The sequence below is a fragment of the Streptomyces sp. NPDC058307 genome (genome assembly GCF_042880295.1).
Taxonomy (GTDB): domain Bacteria; phylum Actinomycetota; class Actinomycetes; order Streptomycetales; family Streptomycetaceae; genus Streptomyces.
Genome location: NZ_JBHVYZ010000034.1, coordinates 53,052 through 71,639 on the forward strand (window position 1 = coordinate 53,052; position 18,588 = coordinate 71,639).

General features: G+C 70.9%; 12 protein-coding genes. 5 read left to right on the forward strand and 7 right to left on the reverse strand.

The features are described 5' to 3' along the window. Positions 1 to 22: 22 nt before the first annotated feature. The 5 genes from ACFVYN_RS23820 to ACFVYN_RS23840 form a co-directional block, all read right to left on the reverse strand. A complete protein-coding gene (locus tag ACFVYN_RS23820; RefSeq protein WP_390001625.1) occupies positions 23 to 607 on the reverse strand; it encodes a sigma-70 family RNA polymerase sigma factor in 585 nt (194 codons plus the stop codon). Positions 608 to 775: 168 nt separating this feature from the next. Continuing rightward, the gene (locus ACFVYN_RS23825) at positions 776 to 1,417 is read right to left on the reverse strand and encodes a hypothetical protein (RefSeq protein ID WP_390001627.1); all 642 of its coding nucleotides are present in this window, start codon (positions 1,415 to 1,417) and stop codon (positions 776 to 778) included. Positions 1,418 to 1,483: 66 nt separating this feature from the next. Further along, a complete protein-coding gene (locus ACFVYN_RS23830) occupies positions 1,484 to 2,191 on the reverse strand; it encodes a YcnI family protein (RefSeq protein WP_390001629.1) in 708 nt (235 codons plus the stop codon). Positions 2,192 to 2,230: 39 nt separating this feature from the next. Continuing rightward, positions 2,231 to 2,806, reverse strand: a complete 576-nt coding sequence (locus ACFVYN_RS23835) for a hypothetical protein (RefSeq protein WP_390001631.1) — start codon at positions 2,804 to 2,806, stop codon at positions 2,231 to 2,233. A 48-nt stretch (positions 2,807 to 2,854) separates the two neighbouring features. After that, positions 2,855 to 7,006 (reverse strand): molybdopterin-dependent oxidoreductase, encoded by a 4,152-nt coding sequence (locus ACFVYN_RS23840; RefSeq protein ID WP_390001669.1) that lies wholly within the window; start codon positions 7,004 to 7,006, stop codon positions 2,855 to 2,857. 226 nt (positions 7,007 to 7,232) lie between these two features. Here ACFVYN_RS23840 and ACFVYN_RS23845 point away from each other — a divergent pair, with 226 nt between their 5' ends. Both ACFVYN_RS23845 and katG read left to right on the forward strand, forming a co-directional pair. Further along, positions 7,233 to 7,679: a Fur family transcriptional regulator gene (locus tag ACFVYN_RS23845; protein ID WP_352382200.1), complete on the forward strand. Its 447-nt coding sequence runs from the start codon at positions 7,233 to 7,235 to the stop codon at positions 7,677 to 7,679. A 72-nt stretch (positions 7,680 to 7,751) separates the two neighbouring features. Then, positions 7,752 to 9,968: a catalase/peroxidase HPI gene (katG, locus tag ACFVYN_RS23850; protein ID WP_390001632.1), complete on the forward strand. Its 2,217-nt coding sequence runs from the start codon at positions 7,752 to 7,754 to the stop codon at positions 9,966 to 9,968. Positions 9,969 to 10,074: 106 nt separating this feature from the next. On the opposite strand, the gene ACFVYN_RS23855 is transcribed toward katG, so the two are convergent. Beyond that, complete coding sequence (locus ACFVYN_RS23855) at positions 10,075 to 11,250, reverse strand: pyridoxal phosphate-dependent aminotransferase (protein ID WP_390001634.1); 1,176 nt, start codon at positions 11,248 to 11,250, stop codon at positions 10,075 to 10,077. A gap of 195 nt (positions 11,251 to 11,445) precedes the next feature. Here ACFVYN_RS23855 and ACFVYN_RS23860 point away from each other — a divergent pair, with 195 nt between their 5' ends. The 3 genes from ACFVYN_RS23860 (at position 11,446) to ACFVYN_RS23870 (ending at position 15,103) form a co-directional block, all read left to right on the forward strand. Then, positions 11,446 to 12,654 carry a phosphatidylserine/phosphatidylglycerophosphate/cardiolipin synthase family protein gene (locus ACFVYN_RS23860; protein ID WP_390001636.1) on the forward strand — a complete coding sequence of 403 codons (1,209 nt, stop codon included), beginning with the start codon at positions 11,446 to 11,448 and terminating at the stop codon, positions 12,652 to 12,654. Between the two features lie 77 nt (positions 12,655 to 12,731). Next, positions 12,732 to 13,775: a YihY/virulence factor BrkB family protein gene (locus tag ACFVYN_RS23865; protein WP_390001638.1), complete on the forward strand. Its 1,044-nt coding sequence runs from the start codon at positions 12,732 to 12,734 to the stop codon at positions 13,773 to 13,775. Positions 13,776 to 14,218: 443 nt separating this feature from the next. Continuing rightward, positions 14,219 to 15,103 carry an alpha/beta fold hydrolase gene (locus ACFVYN_RS23870; protein WP_390001640.1) on the forward strand — a complete coding sequence of 295 codons (885 nt, stop codon included), beginning with the start codon at positions 14,219 to 14,221 and terminating at the stop codon, positions 15,101 to 15,103. Positions 15,104 to 15,552: 449 nt separating this feature from the next. On the opposite strand, the gene ACFVYN_RS23875 is transcribed toward ACFVYN_RS23870, so the two are convergent. Then, positions 15,553 to 18,462 carry a sel1 repeat family protein gene (locus ACFVYN_RS23875; RefSeq protein WP_390001642.1) on the reverse strand — a complete coding sequence of 970 codons (2,910 nt, stop codon included), beginning with the start codon at positions 18,460 to 18,462 and terminating at the stop codon, positions 15,553 to 15,555. Positions 18,463 to 18,588 lie beyond the last annotated feature (126 nt).

The following is an 18,588-nucleotide window of genomic DNA, read 5'->3' on the forward strand; positions in this document are numbered from 1 at the left end:
GACCGGCAGCCGGATAGCGCTCTCAGCCCGCCAGTTCCATCAGTTCCCTCCTGGCCCGCGCCACCCGAGACCTCACCGTCCCGACAGGACACCCACTCATCACAGCCGCCTCCTCGTACGACAACCCCAGCATCTGCGTGAGCACGAACGCCTCCCGCCTCTCATCGGACAACGCGCCCAACAGATCGAGCAGCGCTATCCCGTCGTCGAAGCCGGGCACCCCCCGCGGCTGGGCGCGCTCGACCGCGGCCTGCCAGTCCGCACCGTCGTACCGGCGGGGCCGGGCCGCGGCGTACCGGAATCCGTCGATCACCGCACGGCGGGCGATGGACAGCAGCCAGGCCCGTGCCGAGGACCGCCCCTCGAACCGGTGCAGGCTGCCGAGCGCCCGCAGGAACGTGTCCTGGGCCAGGTCGTCCACGGCCTGGGGGTCGGCGCAGAGGTAGGAGACATAGCGCAGGACGTCATGGTGCAGCGCGCGGACGAACTGCTCGACGGCGTCGGCGTCACCGGCACGGGCGGCGAGCGCCCAGGCGGTGGCGGAGGCGTCGGCCAACTCCCGTTGAGCGCGGGGGTCGGCATGGGAGGGCAGGGCGGAAGTGATCACCAGGTGTCCTTCTCGGGTCAGCCGTGATCCGGACCGCCACCTGTGCACACGGGGGTGCGGGGTGGTCCGGTGAGGAGATGCGGTCGTACGGCGCCGGCGTGCATGTGCTCGTGGGCGTACGGCCGGGGGCCGAGCCGCGCAGGGGCGGCCTCGGCGCACTGGCTGTCGTCAGGCGACAGCGATCCCCCGGGGCGGACCGCGATGGCTGATCGCGTGGACGAGAAGGAGAAGGTGCGGCTCCCGCTGCGAGCGGGGCCGGCCTGCCCGCGGACGCGGGCGGTCGGGGGTGGCGGGCAGGGCGAGCAGCAGCCGCAGCGGGGCGACCAGCCGTGCCGCGACGGCCCGCAGGATGCGGAACGCGGCCCGCTCGCCGTACGCCAGCCAGAGGCCGGTGATGAGTGCGGCGAGCAGGTGGGCGGCGTACATCCCGAAGGGCACGAGGAACGAGAGGGCGCCGACACCGGATGAGGTCCCCATAGGGGCCGCACTGACGGAGTCCATGCCGCTCATGTGCATGGACTCCGTGTGCATCCCGCCCATGTCCTGCGCTGCCCCTGTGGGCTGCGCGAGGGAGAACGCCAGGTGGAGGGCTGTCTGGGCGCCGACCACGACGGCCACGATCAGCGGCAGCCCACGTTCACGGCCGGCCAGACACCAGCCCGCGCACCCGGTCGCGACCAGGCCCGCCGCCAGTGTCCGGCCCGGCACGGGGGCGCCGGACATGAGGACGTGGCCCAGGGCGGCGAGCAGCACACAGACGGCCGCGAACACCGCGGCCCGTACTGTGCGTGAACACCACCCTGCGGTCATGGCGCCTCATCCTCCCATCCGGGCACTCGTCGTCACCTGTGGGTACGGAAATCCACGGTTTCCCGCTCACTGCGCACGGCGGCTCCGTACGACGGCGAAGGCGCCGGCCGCCAGCCCCAGGACGCCCACGACCAGCCCGGCGACGCCGAGACCACGGGCGGTGGAGTCGCTCGCGGAGGCCTTGGGAGACACGGCCGCGGTGGTCTTCGACGCGGTGGCCGACGCGGTCGTGGCCGCCGTCAGCTTGAGGACCGGCGCCGGGTTCTCCGGCTCGTCGTCGCCCTGCGCGGCCTCCTCGATCCAGCGGACGACCTTGCCGTCGGAGTAGGTCTGCAGGGTCTTGAAGGTCAACTGGGCGGTGTCGTCGGGCAGTTGGCCGAAGGCGACGTCGAAGTCCTCGTAATGGCCGGGGCCGATCTTCCCGCCGGTCCAGGTGATCTCGGAGACCGCGTCGGTGATCGTGCCGTCGTCCGTCTTGACCGGGGTCTTGAGCTTGGTGTCGGTGACCTTGGCGGTCCAGCCGTCGTGCGGGGCGACGAGCACGCCGAGCAGGGGGTGGTCGGTGGGCAGGAACAGCTGGACCTTCGTGGTGCTCGCGGTGTCGCTCTCGTCGGGTACCCGGAAGGTGAGGGCGCCGTCGGTGGCTCCCTTGGCGTAGCTGTCGGGGTGGACGGTGACATGCGCGGAGGCGACGCCCGCGGCGGTGAGGACGGCGCAGGCGGCGAGGGCGGTGCCGAGGCCGGCGCGGCGCAGGGCGGTGCGTGCTGAGGACATGGGTGAGGGATCTCCGTACTGACAGGAAGGGGTGGAAGGTCAGAGCGCGTACGGGATCCTCGTGGGCGGGCCGCGTCGGTGGACCGTGTGGCGGAGCAGGACGGGGCGGAGGGTGCGCGGGCCGTCGGCCGGTGGGTGGACGGGGTCCGGGGCGACCGGTTCGCCGTATCCCTGCCACCAGGCCGCGAGGCCCGGCACGAGCGTGCCCGCCCGGCGCAGGAGCGACCACAGCGCGGCCTCACCGCGCCGCAGCCACCAGGTCAGCAGGACGGCGGCCGAGATGTGGGCGGCGGTGGCGTGCGCGGTCAGGGCGTGCGTGTGCGTGTGGGTCATGCGCATGCCGTGCATGACCATCGCAGTGTGGGGTCGCGCTGCACCGAAGGCCAGATGCAGGCCGCCCTGGGAGGTGAGCGTCGCCGCGCCGATGGCCCCGAGTGACCGTTCCCGGCCGCCGAGCAGCCACCCGGCCGCGAACACCGGTACGAACCCGGCCGCCTGCGTCCACACCGGCGGCGCCATGCCGGTCGCCAGCGTGTGTCCGCCGGCGGCCAGCAGCACACAGAGCGCGGCGAACACCGCCGCGCGCAGGCTCCGGACCGCTGGGGACGCCCTCATGGCGACCGATACTGCCACGTGTGGCCGAAGCCCCGCCCACGGGTGCGGTCAGTAGATGTCACGTACATAGCGCTTCTCCGCGGCGAGTTGCTTCACATAGGCCGCCGCGCCCGCCTCGTCCAGTCCGCCGTGGAGGACCGCGATGTCCCGGAGTGCCTGGTCGACGTCCTTCGCCATGCGGGAGGCGTCGCCGCACACATAGAAGTGGGCGCCGTCCTGGAGCCAGGACCACAGCAGCGGGCCGTGCTCGCGCATCCGGTCCTGGACGTAGACCTTGGCGCGCTGGTCGCGGGAGAAGGCGGTGTCCAGGCGGGCGAGGGTGCCGTCCGCGAGGAACCCGGTCAGCTCGTCCTCGTAGTAGAAGTCGCTCGCCCTGTGCTGTTCGCCGAAGAACAGCCAGTTCGGGCCGCGGTGGCCGAGCGCCCGGCGCTGCTCCAGGAACCCGACGAAGGGCGCGACACCGGTGCCGGGGCCGACCATGACCATGGGCGTGGCGGAGTCGGCCGGCGGGCGGAAGTGCGGGGAGCGCTGGACGTGGACGGGCACCGGGGTGTCCGCGGCGGCGTCGGCGAGGAAGGGTGAGCAGACGCCCTGGCGGGTCCTGCCGTGCAGGTTCTCGTAGCGCACCACGGAGACGGTCAGCGAGACGAGGTGCGGGTCGGTCAGCGGGCTGGACGATATGGAGTACAGGCGCGGCTGGAGGCGTCCGAGGGTCTGCGCCCACTCCTGCGGGCCGGCCTTCACGGCGTACTCCGTGATCACGTCCACGGCCTGCCTGCCCCAGCCCCACTTGGCGAGCTCGTCCTTGTTGTCCGGGCGCAGGAGCTTCTTCAACTCCCTTGCGTCCCTGGTACGTTCGGCGACGAACCGGAGCAGGCCCGGGGTGATCCTGGTGATGTCGAGGTGGCGCCGGAACGCCTCCCCGAGCGCGACCTCGCCCACGCCGTTGACGTCCACCGCGGCCCGGGCGTCCAGACCGGTGACCGCGAGCCACTCCTCGACCAGTTCGGCCGAGTTGAGCGGCCGGATGCCGAGGGCGTCGCCCGCCTCGTACAGCAGCGGGCTCTCGGCGTCCCGGGTGTCGAAGGTGAACCTGCGGACCTCCTTGCCGGCGCCGGGCAGGCTCAGCAGGCGGTTGCCGGTGAGGCGGGCGAGGACGGGGGCGGGCTTCTTCGGGCGCGGGCGCGGGCTCGGGGGCGCCGCGGGGAGGGCGGGGGCGGTGGTGGCGGTGGGTCGCGAGGTCGGACCGGCGAGGGCAACGGACGTACCGGAGGCACCTGTTGAGGTGCCGGAGTGTGCCTCGGCCTCGTCGGACAGCGCCGTCAGCACCTGGTCCAGCCACCCGTGCGCCGCGTCCTCGAAGTCCGGCTCACAGTCCGTGCGCGGGGCCAGCCGCAGCGCGCCGAGTTCGTCGAGGCGCTGGTCGAGGCGGCGGCCGTGCCCGCAGAAGTCGTCGTACGAGGAGTCGCCGAAGGCCAGCACGGCGTACCGTCGGCCCTCCAGTCGGGGTGTCCCGGGGTCGGCCAGGGTCTCCCAGAAGCCGCTGCCGTTGTCGGGGGCGTCGCCGTCGCCGAAGGTGCTGGTGATCAGCAGCAGGTCGGCCTCGGCGGGCAGTGTGCCGAGATCGGCCTCGTCCATGCCGAGCAGGGAGGCGGGGTGGCCGACCGTCTTGAGCCGCTCGGCGGTGGCGGCCGCGAACTCCTCGGCGTTGCCGGTCTGCGAGGCCCACAGGATGACGACCTCACGGCGCAGCTGTGTGGCCGAGGGCTGTGTGGCCGCCGCCCGGGAGTACATCCCGGCGAGTGTGCCGTTCACCCACAGTGCGTGTTCGGGACTGAAGGGCGCGTCGGGCGGCAGCACCGGTACCCCGGGCGCCCCGGCAGGGACCCCGGCGAGGAAGCCGACCAGGTACTGGCGCTCCTGCGCGGTGAGGACGGGCGGCGGTGCGGGGTCGAGGCCGAAGACGGACGCGGCCGTGGACGGGGCCGTGGACGCGGCCGGCGCAACCTCGGTGACCTCGTGCCCGGTTGCCGGACCCGGAGCCGCCACAGCCACCGGTGTCCGCAGGGCCACCGGCGTCGGCACCTTCGTCAGCGACACCGCGCACACCTTGAACTCCGGCTGGAACGACAGCGGATCGACCGCGTCGTTCGTGACCGCGTTGACGCTCAGGTACTCCCCGAACAGGTCGTTCCAGTGGAAGGGCGCGAAGCAGCACCCCGGCCGCACCCGGTCCGTCACCACGGCCGGCAGTACGGCCCGCCCGCGCCGCGAGGCCACCTCGACGGAGTCACCGTCGGCCACCCCGAGGGCCGACGCGTCCTGCGGATGCAGCTCCACGAAGGGCCCGGGGTTCAGCTTGTTCAGCTTCGCCACCCTGGCCGTCTTGGTCAGCGTGTGCCACTGGTGCTGGAGCCGCCCGGTGTTCAGGACGAAGGGATAGTCGTCGTCCGGCATCTCGGCCGGCGGGATGTGCGGCCGGGCGTAGAAGATGCCCCGCCCGCTCGCGGTGGGGAACGTCAGCGAACCGTCCTCCCCCACGTACCGGATCGGGTTCCGGTCCGGCCCGTCCGCACTCGCCGCGGGCCACTGCACCGGCGTCTCCCGCAACCGCTCGTAGGAGACCCCGCGCAGGTCCCAGCCCGTCTTCGGGTTCCAGGCCCGCTTGATCTCCTCGAAGACGTCCTCGGCGCTGTCGTAGGAGAACCCCTTCTCGTACCCCATCTCGCGGGCCACGGCGGCGATGATCCGCCAGTCGGCCATCGCCTCGCCGGGCGGGTCGGCCACCGCCGGGGTCAGCGTGAGGTTGCGCTCGCTGTTGACGAAGACGCCCTCGCCCTCCGTCCACAGCGCGCCCGGGAGCACGACGTCGGCGTACGCGTTGGTCTCGGTGTCGGCGAAGACGTCCTGCGTGACGACGAACTCGGCGGCTTCCAGGCCCTCGATGACCGTGCGGCGGTTGGCGACGGAGGCGACCGGGTTGGTGCAGATGATCCAGCAGGCCTTGATCTCGCCGTCGGCCATCTTCTGGAACATCTCGACCGTGCCCTTGCCGACGCCGTCGGCGCGCAGGGTGTCAGGGGGCAGCTCCCAGAGGTCCTCGATGAAGGCCCGTTCGTCGTCGACGAGGACGGACCGCTGACCGGGCAGGCCGGGCCCCATGTAGCCCATCTCCCGGCCGCCCATGGCGTTGGGCTGGCCGGTGAGGGAGAAGGGGCCGCTGCCGGGACGGCACAGGGCGCCCGTGGCGAGGTGGAGGTTGACCAGGGCGTTGGTGTTCCAGGTGCCGTGGGTGGACTGGTTGAGCCCCATGGTCCACAGGCTCATCCACTCACCGGCAGAGCCGATCAGCCGTGCCGCCTCCCGGATGTCCTCCTCGGCGAGACCCGTCATCGCGGCCACCGCGGCGGGCGTGTAGTCGGCGAGGAACTCCGGCATCGCCTCCCAGCCCTCGGTGTGCGCGGCGATGAAGTCGGGGTCGATGTCGCCGTTCGCGTGCAGCAGATGCAGCAGTCCGTTGAGCAGCGCGAGGTCGGTGCCCGGCTTGATCTGGAGGTACAGGTCCGCCTTCGCGGCCGTGGCGGTGCGCCGCGGGTCGACGACGATCACCTTGGCGCCCGCCGACTTCACCCGCTCCATCATCCTGAGGAACAGGATGGGATGGCAGTCGGCCATGTTGGAGCCGATGACGAAGAACAGGTCGGCCTGCTCGAAGTCCTGGTACGAGCCGGGCGGGCCGTCCGCGCCGAGCGAGAGCTTGTATCCGGTGCCGGCGCTGGCCATGCACAGCCGGGAGTTCGACTCGATCTGGTTGGTGCGGATGAACCCCTTGGCGAGCTTGTTGGCCAGGTACTGGGCCTCCAGGCTCATCTGCCCGGACACATAGAGCGAGACGGCGTCGGGGCCGTGCTCGTCGACGATCTCCCGCAGCCGCCGGGCCGTACGGCTGATCGCCTCGGCCACCGGGGCGGGCACGGTCTCCTCGCCCCGCTCGGGGCGCACCAGGGCCGTGGACAGCCGCCCCGGTGCCGCGAGCAGGTCGGCGGTGGTGGCGCCCTTGGTGCACAGCTTGCCGAAGTTGGCGGGGTGCTCCTTGTCGCCGGACGCCTTCAGGACCGTACGCCGTCCGTCCGGGCCGGTTCCTATGTCGAGGACCAGGCCGCAGCCCACGCCGCAGTACGAGCAGACCGTCCGCACCACGGGCACGCCTCCTGACCTCAGCCGACTCGATCTCCCCCGACCGTACGAAACGCCGATTACACGGAGGTCTCCCGTGCCGTTCATCAGGGGTTACACCGCCCGCACACCGGAGCGGCCAGTGTTGTGAGCGCCTTCGTGGCCGAGAGGGGCCCCGATCCGACGCGCCACAAATTTGGAACGGTTCCATTTCTTGAACCATTCGTGTTTGTAGGGGTAGGTTGGTCCCATGACCGCCCCCCAGCTTCCGAACACCGCCGATGAGCTGCGCGGTGCCGGCCTGCGGGTGACGGCCGCGCGCGTCGCACTGCTCGAGACCGTCCGGGCCGGTGACCACCTCCCGGCCGACGCGATCGCCACCGGTGTGCGCGACCGCCTCGGCCACATATCCCTCCAGGCCGTGTACGAGGCCCTGCACTCGCTCACCGCGGCGGGTCTCGTGCGCCGCCTCGAGCCGCCCGGCAGCGCGGCACGGTTCGAGGGACGGGTCGGGGACAACCACCATCACCTGGTCTGCCGCTCGTGCGGGGCCGTCGTCGACGTCGACTGTGCCGTCGGTCACGCGCCCTGCCTCACGGCTTCCGACGACCGCGGCTTCTCGATCGACGAGGCCGAGGTCATCTACTGGGGCCTGTGCCCCGACTGCTCCGCCCAAAGGCTTACTTCAGCACCCTGATCAAGGCTTACTGCAGCACCGTGATCAAGGCTTACTTCAGCACCGTGATCCACCCAGTTCGGAAGGACTTCCATGTCTGAGAACCACGACGCAATCGTCACCGATCCCAAGCCCGAGGGCACCGGCGGCTGCCCCGTCGCGCACGAGCGCGCCCCGCACCCCACCCAGGGCGGCGGCAACCGCCAGTGGTGGCCGGAGCGGCTGAACCTGAAGATCCTCGCCAAGGACCCCGTCGTGGCGAACCCGCTGGGTGCGGACTTCGACTACGCCGAGGCGTTCCAGGCCCTCGACCTGGGCGCCGTGAAGCGGGACATCGCCGAGGTGCTCACCACCTCGCAGGACTGGTGGCCGGCGGACTTCGGCAACTACGGCCCGCTGATGGTCCGGATGGCCTGGCACAGCGCCGGCACCTACCGCATCAGCGACGGCCGTGGCGGTGGCGGCCGTGGCCAGCAGCGCTTCGCGCCGCTGAACAGCTGGCCGGACAACGGCAACCTGGACAAGGCCCGCCGTCTGCTGTGGCCGGTGAAGAAGAAGTACGGCCAGTCCATCTCCTGGGCCGACCTCATGATCCTCACGGGCAACGTGGCCCTGGAGACGATGGGCTTCGAGACGTTCGGCTTCGCCGGCGGCCGCGCCGACGTCTGGGAGGCCGACGAGGACGTCTACTGGGGTCCCGAGACCACCTGGCTCGACGACCAGCGCTACACCGGCGACCGTGAGCTGGAGAACCCGCTCGGCGCCGTCCAGATGGGCCTCATCTACGTCAACCCCGAGGGCCCCAACGGCAACCCGGACCCGCTGGCCGCGGCCCGCGACATCCGCGAGACCTTCCGCCGCATGGCGATGAACGACGAGGAGACCGTCGCCCTCATCGCCGGTGGCCACACCTTCGGCAAGACCCACGGCGCGGGCCCGGCCGACGCGGTCGGCAACGACCCCGAGGCCGCCTCCATGGAGGAGCAGGGCCTCGGCTGGAAGTCCACCTACGGCACCGGCAAGGGCGGCGACGCCATCACCTCCGGTCTCGAGGTCACCTGGACCACCAAGCCCACCCAGTGGAGCAACGACTTCTTCGACATCCTCTTCGGCTACGAGTGGGAGCTCACGCAGAGCCCCGCCGGCGCCAACCAGTGGGTGGCCAAGGACTCCCAGGAGATCATCCCGGACGCGCACGACCCGTCGAAGAAGCGCCGTCCGACCATGCTCACGACCGACCTCTCGCTGCGCTTCGACCCGATCTACGGCGAGATCTCCAAGCGCTTCCACGAGAACCCGGACCAGTTCGCGGACGCCTTCGCCCGTGCCTGGTTCAAGCTGACCCACCGTGACCTGGGCCCGAAGTCCCTGTACCTGGGCCCGGAGGTCCCGGCGGAGACGCTGCTGTGGCAGGACCCGCTGCCGCAGGCCGAGGGCGAGACCATCGACGCCGGCGACATCGCGTCCCTGAAGGCCAAGGTCCTGGAGACCGGCCTCACGGTCTCGCAGCTGGTCTCCACCGCATGGGCCTCGGCGTCCACCTTCCGCGGCAGCGACAAGCGCGGCGGCGCCAACGGCGCCCGTCTCCGCCTGGAGCCGCAGCGCGGCTGGGAGGTCAACGACCCCGAGCAGCTCACCCAGGTCCTGCGCGTCCTGGAGGGCGTCCAGGCCGAGTTCAACACCGGCGCCAAGAAGGTCTCCCTGGCCGACCTGATCGTCCTCGCGGGTGCCGCGGCGGTCGAGCAGGCCGCCAAGGACGCCGGCTACTACGTGGAGGTCCCCTTCACGCCGGGCCGCGTGGACGCCACCGAGGAGCACACCGACGTCGAGTCCTTCGCGGCGCTGGAGCCGGTCGCGGACGGCTTCCGCAACTACCTCGGCAAGGGCAACCGCCTGCCGGCCGAGTACCTGCTGCTCGACAAGGCGAACCTGCTCACGCTGAGCGCCCCCGAGCTGACCGTCCTCGTCGGTGGTCTGCGTGTTCTCGGCGCCAACCAGGGCGGCACGGCGCACGGCGTCTTCACCGACCGTCCGGGCGTCCTGACCAACGACTTCTTCGTCAACCTGCTCGACCTGGGTACGACGTGGAAGTCCACCTCCGAGGACCAGAGCGCCTTCGAGGGCCGCGACGCGGAGACGGGCAAGCTGAAGTGGACCGGCACCCGTGCCGACCTGGTCTTCGGCTCCAACTCCGAGCTGCGCGCGCTCGCCGAGGTCTACGCGAGCGACGACGCGAAGGAGAAGTTCGTGAAGGACTTCGTCGACGCGTGGGTCAAGGTCTCGAACCTGGACCGCTTCGACCTGGTCTGAGCACCTGCCTGAGCACCTGTCTCAGCACCTGAATGACGCGGGGGCCGGTCCACACGGACCGGCCCCCGTGCCATGCCTGGGCAAGCGACGTCTGGGGAAGCGATCTCTAGGCGAGCGTGGCCAGGAACTTCCCGAGCCGCGCGATCCCCTCCCGCAGCTCGTCGGCCGAGGCCGCGTAGGACAGCCGTACATGCGTGTCGGCGGTGGCCACCCCGAAGTCCCGCCCCGGCGTGAGCGCGACGTGCGCCTCCCGCAGCGCCCGCCCGCAGAACTCCCACGAGGTGAGCCCGGTGCCGCTGACGTCGAAGTAGACGTAGAACGCCCCGTCCGGCGGCACGGGCACCGGCAGCCCGATCTGCTCGAGGCCGTCCAGGACAAGGGCCCGCCGCCGTCCGAACTCGGCTCGCCGCTCCTCGCACACGGCGAGCGACTCGGGTGTGAAGCAGGCGAGCGCGGCGTGCTGGGCGGGGGTGGAGGCACAGATCATGTAGTTCTGGGCGAGCCGCTCCAGGGCGGGCACGAGCGCCTCGGGCACCACACACCAGCCCAGCCGCCAGCCGGTCATCCCGAAGTACTTCGAGAAACTGTTGATGACCACGGCTTCCGGGTCGTACGACAGCACACTGCGCGGCGGCCGCCCGTGCTCGTCGTGGTCGCCGAGGTCGAGGTAGATCTCGTCGACGATCCGCCAGGCGTCCCGCTCCCGGGCGAGCTCGCAGATGCCGGCCAGCTCGTCGGCCGGGACGGAGGTGCCGGTCGGGTTGGAGGGGCTCGCGACCATGATTCCGCGGGTGCGGTCCGTCCAGTACGACCGTACGGAGGCCGCGTCCAGCTGGTACCGCGAGTCGGCGCTGGTGGGCACGAGCGTGACCTGCGCCCCGAAGCTCTCGGCGATCTGCCGGTTGCAGGGGTAGGAGGGGTCGGCGATGAGCACCTCGTCCCCGGGATCGACGAGCGCGGCGGCGCCCAGCACCAGCGCGGCCGACGCCCCGGCGGTCACGACGACCCGGCCCGGATCGACGTCGACGCCGTGCCGCTCACCGTAGAACCGCGCTATGGCCAGCCGCAGTTCGGGCAGCCCGAGCGCCCCCGTGTACGTCATGGGCCTGCTCCCCACGGCCCCCCGCAGCGCGTCCAGCACGGCCGGCGGCGCCCCGAAGTCCGGTTCCCCCAGACTCAGTTTGACGACGTGCTGCCCCTCGGCCTCCAGCGCCGCGGCATGCTTGCCGAACTCCATGGCGTAGAACGGCGCGACGGACTGGGCGCGTTGCGAGATCCTCATACGGCGGGCCTCCCGGGGGGCGTGTGATCGAGGGCTCCAGAAGGGCCACGCAAGGGTGCGGTGTGTCAGCGACATCGTGCCGCAGGAACCCGGAGCCGGGGTAATCGTGTGCCGCGGGGTCCACCGGGAAGGTGGTTGTTCGGGCTCGCTCGGCCCCGTGACGTTCCCGCTTCATGACCCCTTCGGAGACCCGGCGTGACACTCGGCGGCATACCCGCACCTTCCGCACAGGACACCGCTCCCGACCCGGAGGCGCGCAAGCAGCGTCTGCGCCGTCGCCTGGAGCGGTTGATCGGCGTGGCCGCCACCGAGGGCAACGACCTGGTGCCCCTGCGCAACGGCGACGAGATCTTTCCCGCGATGCTCGGGGCGATCCGTTCGGCTCGGCACACCATCGACATGATGACGTTCGTGTACTGGCGGGGGCAGATCGCGCACGACTTCGCCGACGCGCTGGCCGAGCGCGCCCGCGCAGGTGTGCGGGTGCGACTGCTGCTCGACGGCTTCGGCGCCAAGGAGATCGAGCGCCGGTTGCTGGATCTCATGAGTGCCGCGGGCGTGCAGGTGGCCTGGTTCCGCAAGCCCGCATGGCTGTCGCCGTTCAAGCAGAATCACCGCTGCCACCGCAAGGCCCTCGTCGTCGACGAGGGCACCGCCTTCACCGGCGGCGTCGGCATCGCGGAGGAATGGTGCGGCGACGCGCGCAACCCCGCCGAGTGGCGGGACACGCACGTCCAGGTGCGCGGTCCGGCCGTCGACGGCATCGCGGCCGCGTTCGCGCAGAACTGGGCCGAGTGCCACGACGAACTCTTCGACACCCGGGACCGATTCACGGAACACGCGCAGGCGGGGTCGTCGGTGGTACAGGTCGTCCGCGGCTCCGCCAGCATCGGCTGGCAGGACATGCAGACGCTCATCAGGATCATGCTCAGCTCCGCCGAGGAACGCTTCAGGCTGGCCACCGCCTACTTCGCTCCGGACGCCTACTTCATCGACCTGCTGTGCGGGACCGCTCGTCGCGGCGTGCGGGTCGAGATCCTGTTGCCCGGTCCCCACACCGACCAGCGGGCCTGCCAACTGGCCGGCCAGCACCACTACACGCGTCTGCTGCGGGCCGGGGTGCACATACGTCAGTACCAGCCGACCATGATGCACGCCAAGATCATCACGGTGGACTCGGTGGCCTCGCTCATCGGATCCACCAACTTCAACCGCCGGTCCATGGACCACGACGAAGAGGTGATGCTCGCCGTCCTGGACGAGGAGTTCACCGCCTGCCTCGACCGGGACTACGAGGCGGACCTCGAGCGCAGTGTGGACATCGACCTCCATCGGTGGAGACGGCGGGCCGTGCTGCAACGCGTCGGGGAAGCCGCTGTCGGACCGATCCGCCGCTTCCTGTGAAACGCACGAGGCGGCGCGGTGACCACGGCACACGGACAACGCCGCCCTCTCCGCCAGAACCGACAGAGAGTCCTGCCATGGATGACGCAGACGGTCGTACCGCCCGTTGGTGGACGGCGCTGCGCCGGACGCCGGTGGCCGTCTGGAACGACGACGTCACCGACTGGGCCGCGGCGCTGACCTACTACGCGGTGCTGGCCCTGTTCCCGTCGCTGCTGGTGATCCTGTCGATTCTCGGTCTGGTCATGCCCACCGCCGAGCCGGGTGTCATCGACCGCATGGTGCAGGCCACTCCTGCCGCGTCCCGTGCTCTGTTGCGCGGCACCCTGCGGCAGATGGCCGGGCAGGAGTCGACGGCGTGGACGCTGATCTTCGCCGGAGGGACGGGTGCCCTGTGGTCGGGTTGCAGCTATCTGAGCGTTTTCCGTCGGGCGCTGTACTCCATGCACCGCATCGACGCGGACCGGCCGGTCTGGCGTACCGCTCCGCGCATCGTCGCCACGGCCCTGGTGCTGCTCGCCCTGCTCCTCACGTCGACCCTCGCTCTGCTGCTCAGTGGCGGCCTCGTCCGGCGTCTGGGCAGCGCGCTGGATCTCGGCACCGGACCGCAGGCCGCCTGGGACACACTGCGATGGCCGGTCATCGCCGCGGTGGCCGTCGCCCTGGTACTCGTTCTGTACCGTTCGGGCCCGGGGTGCTCCCGCCCCGTCGGACGGATGGCGCCCGGCGGCACCTTGGCGGTGGCCCTTCTGCTGGCCGTCTCCCTCGGGTTCGCCCTGTACACCTCGCATGTCGGCACGTACAGCCGTCTGTACGGCTCGCTCGCGGGCGTCGTGGTCTTCCTGATCTGGTTGTGGCTGTCCAACCTGGCACTTCTGGTCGGCGCCCAGTTCAACGCCGAGCTGGCGAAGGAGCCCGGTCACGTCGAGCGGGAGGCGAACGCCCGAGCAGCGGTCACGGGCCAGGCCGAACGCTCCCGTCGGCCGGTGGTGGACGCCTCGCCGGGTTCGACCCGCACGCCGCCGACCGGCTTCCGCCCGAAGGGCCCAGCGGGCGACGGGCACATATCCGCGACTCCTCCCACGCAGGCAGCCGGGCAGGCCTGGGACCAGCCCGACTGAACTCCGCGAGCGGGATGCCAGTGCCCCACGACACCCCGAGGACCTGCGGGCCGCGCTCGCGCTCGGGGTGGGCCCCCGGACGGCCGCCGCCGCGGCGCGGTTGCTGAAGCCGGGGACCCAATCCGCCCGCCGCTCCTCCCGCCCGCACGCGCGGCGATCACGGCGGCGGTGATTCGCGCCCTCCCGGGCCAGGCGTCGCGGCAGCCCGGCGACCGGCTCGAACAGCACGGTGCGGTCGAAGGCACCCCGCGCCGGAGGCCCTACGAGTAGTGGCTCCACGACACGGTCGGGAAACTCGGCCTCAAGCTCCGACTCGACCTGAACGACGCCGACAACCCACGCCGAAGCGGGGAACCAGCTTTCGCCGGCACCCGCACTTGCACTCTGAAACCGATCGGTTTACTGTACTGGAAACCGATCAGTTTCTCATTGTGGAGGCGGACATGACCGCACCGAAGCCCGGCCAGAAGTCACGCCCCACGATCGACATCCCGGGGACCACCAGCCACACCCTGGCCCCGCGCGCAGGACGTCACGCTCACGAGGGAACCCTGCGCTACCTCAAGGCGGGCACCGGCGCTCCCCTGGTCCTGCTGCACACCGTGCGCACGCAGGCCGAGCACTTCCGCCTCCTCATCCCGCTGCTCGCGGACCGGTACACCGTGTACGCCCTCGACCTGCCGGGGATGGGCTACTCCGAGATCGTGCCCGGGGCGTCCTACGACGAGCCGGCCATGCGCGCGGGCGTCGAGCGGCTCCTGACCGAACTCGACCTCCACGACGTGACACTGGTCGGAGAGTCCATGGGGGCGGTGCTCGCCCTGACCACCGCGGCCGAACTGCCGGAGCGGGTACGGCGCGTCGTCGCGGTCAACACGTACGACTTCCCCGGCGGAATCGCCCGGTCCAGCCTTCTCGCCCGCGTGGTGGTCAGCGGAGTTCTCGCACCCGGAGTGGGCCCGGTGATCGCCGGGGTGGAGCCCAGGCCGGCCCTCCGCAAGATCCTGCAGGGCGGCCTCGGCGACAAGAGCGCCCTGCGGGAGGACTACGTGGACGAACTCCTCCAGGTGGGCGCCCGCCCCGGCTACCCGACCGTCGCCCGGGGCGTGTACCAGGCCCTGCCCAGCCTCATCGCGGCCCGCTCCCGCTACCCGGAAGTCAAGGCCCCCGTCCACTTCGTCTACGGCGAGAAGGACTGGTCCCGCCTCTCGGACCGCGAGGCCAACAGGCAGCTGCTGCCGACCGCCGGCTTCACCCAGGTCCCGAAGGCGGGCCACTTCATCGCCCTGGAACGCCCCGACGTCCTGGCCGACCTGCTGACCTGCTGACCTGCTGACCTGCTGACCTGCTGACCTGCTGACCGCGGTGGCGTAGCGCCCGGGACACCCGCGGCACCGGGGCGCGCCCGCCGACGGACCGTGACCGGCCCGGCCGAGACGGCGGCCCGGCGCGGTCTCATGGTGGGTCAGGAGCCCTTGGCCACCGGCTCCAGAATCGCCACGCACTCCACATGATGCGTCATCGGAAACACGTCACACGAGGCGGAAGAGGAATAGTCCCAGGTCAGCATGGGTGCACGCCTACTCTGAGCGGCTGTCTGTCCGTCAAGAGCGTCAAACGAGCGTCACGACCTGTCAGAGCATGGCTTTGCCCGAACCTCTCCACCGGGGACATCCGCGATTGGCAGTCTCCGCAGCCCTCTGAGATCCCACGGCATCTAGCGATGGGCTGGGACCACGAGTTCCTCGTCTCCCCCTCTGCAGGGTGGATCCGTATGTCAAGGTCCCCCGTGGCCTTCCTCTGCCCAAGTCCATACCTCCGATGGCGAACCGTCCGGCTCGAGACCGTGCCCCCAGACCTGTCCCAACGAGAAGGTGGTCACCTCGTCCCCGAAGTCGGCAGCGCGCACTAGGAGCCGGACCGCGTCCTCCCGGTTGCCCTCCCTCGCCTGCCGGTTCGCCAGCGCGACCAGGGCGTCGGCATACCCCTCCGCGACCAGCCGCCAGCGGATGCGCTCCGCCGCATCGAGATCGCCGACTTCCTCACGACGGTCGGCGAGCGACGACAGCACCTCCGGGACACCGGCATCGGCTACCTGGCCTGCGAGTTCTTCGGCCTCGTCGCGATCCGTCCGTACGTAGAGCAGGGCCAGACGCAGCAGAGCGCCACCCTGACCCGCCTCGACCGCCCGCTGCAGCAGGGGCAGGGCCGACTCTTCGTCCCCGGCCTTCTCATACAACTCCGCAAGTTGAACGAGCGCCAGTCCGGAACCGGCGTCGACAGCCGATTGCAGGACGGACACAGCGCCGGCCGAGTTGCCGGCGTTCTCCCATGCTTCGGCGAGCCGGAGATAGCCGATGTGGTCGCCGCACTCAGCGATCCTCCGGGCCAGTCGTTCGGCGCCCTCCGAGTCTCCGGTCTCGTTGCGGAGGATGGCCACGGTGGCCACGGCGTCGGTGTGGCCCGCCGCGAGTGCTTCCTCCAGCAGTCGTACGGCTTCATCGTGCTCGCCCGCGCACTCGGCCATCCATGCCAGTCGCGAGAGGGCCGTGTCGTCCCCTTGGCCCGCAGCCTTACGGAAGAGGGATCTCGCCTGCTCCAGATCGCCGCGCTCCTCCACCAGGTCACCGAGCAGATTCCACGCGCGAGTGCTCCCTCGCCGCGTGACGCGAGTAGCGATCTCCTCGGCTCGGTCGCGGTCTCCTTCAATCATCCGCAGGGCAGTCAGCTGAGCCAGTCCCTCGGTGTCGTTCGCCTCGACGGCCCGATTGACCAGGTGTTCGGCCTCGTCCTGGGCCCCGTCCTTGGCGCGGGCCCGAGCCAGCAGGATCAGGGCCTCCATGTCGCCGGCGTCCCCCGCCTGCCGAAGGTTGCGCTCCGCTCCCGCCGTATCGCCGGCACGCAGTCGGCGTTCACTCAGTCGGCGCAGACCGAACGTGCCGCCCTCAGCGGATGCCAGCAGGGAGAGCCGTTCGGCCTCGGCGAAATCGCCCGTGTGCTCGGGGATGAAGGCGAGGGTGTAGAGACCCCTGAAGTCGCCCTGGCCGGCAGCCTCACGCGCCAGCCGCTCAGCGGCTTCCCGGTCTTCGGACCACAGCTGCCGCGCGCACTCCGACATGGCCCGGCCGCTGCCAAGCTCAGCGGCCCTGCGCCAGAGGCGGCAGGCCCACCGCTTCCGCATACGGTTGTCTGCCTCGCCAGCGAGGGCGGCGAGATCGTCGGGGCGCGTCAGATGCCGGTATGCGGCTTCCCAGAATGAGAGCGGCGGGCAGTCTGCCCGGTGGGCACGGCGGCCGTGCTGTGCCAGGTAGTCGGCGAGCCGAAGCCCCCTGGGCTCCACGCCCATACCCGAGGTGATGGCGATGTCTTGGAGCGCCCGGGTCGTGTGCTTGATGTCGGTGCGGGCGTAAGCGAGGGCGTGAGTGAACCAGTCGGGGCCGACAGCGCGGTCGGCCGCGTCGAGGTAGCCGGGGGCGGCCTCCTCCAGCAAGGCGAGGGGCAGCGGGCCGGTGACTCCCAACCGGTGGGCGTCCATGGCTGCGCGCATCAGGGCCCGGCCGTGCACACCGGCTTGGCCGGAGGGGTTCTCATAGTGATCGACGAGATCGGGCCCGGCGGCAAGCACCTGAGTCAGCTCATCAGTGCCAGTGCGAAGGGCGTCGGCGAGCGCCGGGTCGTCCCGGGCAGCATCGCGTACGGCCTCCAGACTGCCGGCAAAGCTGCGGGGGACGACGACCCTATGTGCCTGGGCCAGCAAGGCCCGAGCTTGTCGGTGCGAGTCCTGCTCGCCGAAAGGGACGGTCGCTGTGAGGCTCTCGCGGTGATCAGGCCACAGCGTGGCCACGACCAGGAACGGACCGTCGCGGTCGAGTCGTCGCAGCAGAGCGGCGGCGACGGCTTCCCCATCAGGGCCGGCGAGAAAGTCCTGGGCTTCGTTGAGCCACAGCACGCTGCCCGGCCGCAGCGCGTCCGCGGCCAGCGCTTCGAGCAACCCGGCCGGGTCCGCAGGAAAGAAGAGGCCGAATTCGTCGGGCACCTCGGCCTTGACTGCTTCGAATGCTGCCCGGGACTTGCCCGTGCAGGACCCTCCTTCCACGACCACGAGACAGGGGGCCGCTCCGGCGGGGGTCGCTGCGGACAGGTGGGTCCGCAGCTCCGCGTCGTGCGGACGGGGTACATACCGGGGCAGCAGGAACCCGCTGCCCGGGGCGACGGAGTGCCCCTGAATCGCAGGGTGCACCCCGAGCCGCCGCGCGCTCCACGCGCGCACCGGGCGGGGCGGGTCGGAGAGCGCGGCTAAGCGGGCCCGTACCGCCTCGCGCTCCATGGCAGTCCTGGCCTTGTGCCGTTCAGTGTCGGCCCGGGACTCTTGTGCCCTGCGTTCGCGTTCCGCCTCGAAGGCGGTGTTCCAGCGCTCTGCATCCAGGAGTTGGGCGACGGTCTCGCCAGAGACGTCATCAACAAGACAGTCCAGAACCCCTCGGGCAGCGGCCTCGGCTTTGATTGCGCCAAGGGCTCTGATCAGCCCGTCGCGGTCCTGAGGAAACTGCGCGCCCTCCAACCATCGGCCGGCAGTGCCGTGGGAGACGCTGGCGAGTCGGGCCAATTGGCGATCCGACGGTTGACCTGACAGCCGTACGCGCTTGAGGGCCCCCACCCGCTTTAGATCACTGAAGATGTCCCCCACGTGCCCGTCTCTCCGCCGGCTACCCGATCATGCTGCGCCGTCTGGTGAACGATGTGTCCGATCGACCACCAGTTACGGCACTGATTTTAGGGGGCGTTGTAGGGGTGAGCAGCGCGAATCAGCTAG

Coding starts and splice junctions, on each gene's coding strand:
- ACFVYN_RS23825 (WP_390001627.1), bottom strand. CDS start 1,417: ATGACCGCAGGGTGGTGTTCACGCACAGTACGGGCCGCGGTGTTCGCG.
- ACFVYN_RS23830 (WP_390001629.1), bottom strand. CDS start 2,191: ATGTCCTCAGCACGCACCGCCCTGCGCCGCGCCGGCCTCGGCACCGCC.
- ACFVYN_RS23835 (WP_390001631.1), bottom strand. CDS start 2,806: ATGAGGGCGTCCCCAGCGGTCCGGAGCCTGCGCGCGGCGGTGTTCGCC.
- ACFVYN_RS23845 (WP_352382200.1), top strand. CDS start 7,233: ATGACCGCCCCCCAGCTTCCGAACACCGCCGATGAGCTGCGCGGTGCC.
- katG (WP_390001632.1), top strand. CDS start 7,752: ATGTCTGAGAACCACGACGCAATCGTCACCGATCCCAAGCCCGAGGGC.
- ACFVYN_RS23855 (WP_390001634.1), bottom strand. CDS start 11,250: ATGAGGATCTCGCAACGCGCCCAGTCCGTCGCGCCGTTCTACGCCATG.
- ACFVYN_RS23865 (WP_390001638.1), top strand. CDS start 12,732: ATGGATGACGCAGACGGTCGTACCGCCCGTTGGTGGACGGCGCTGCGC.
- ACFVYN_RS23870 (WP_390001640.1), top strand. CDS start 14,219: ATGACCGCACCGAAGCCCGGCCAGAAGTCACGCCCCACGATCGACATC.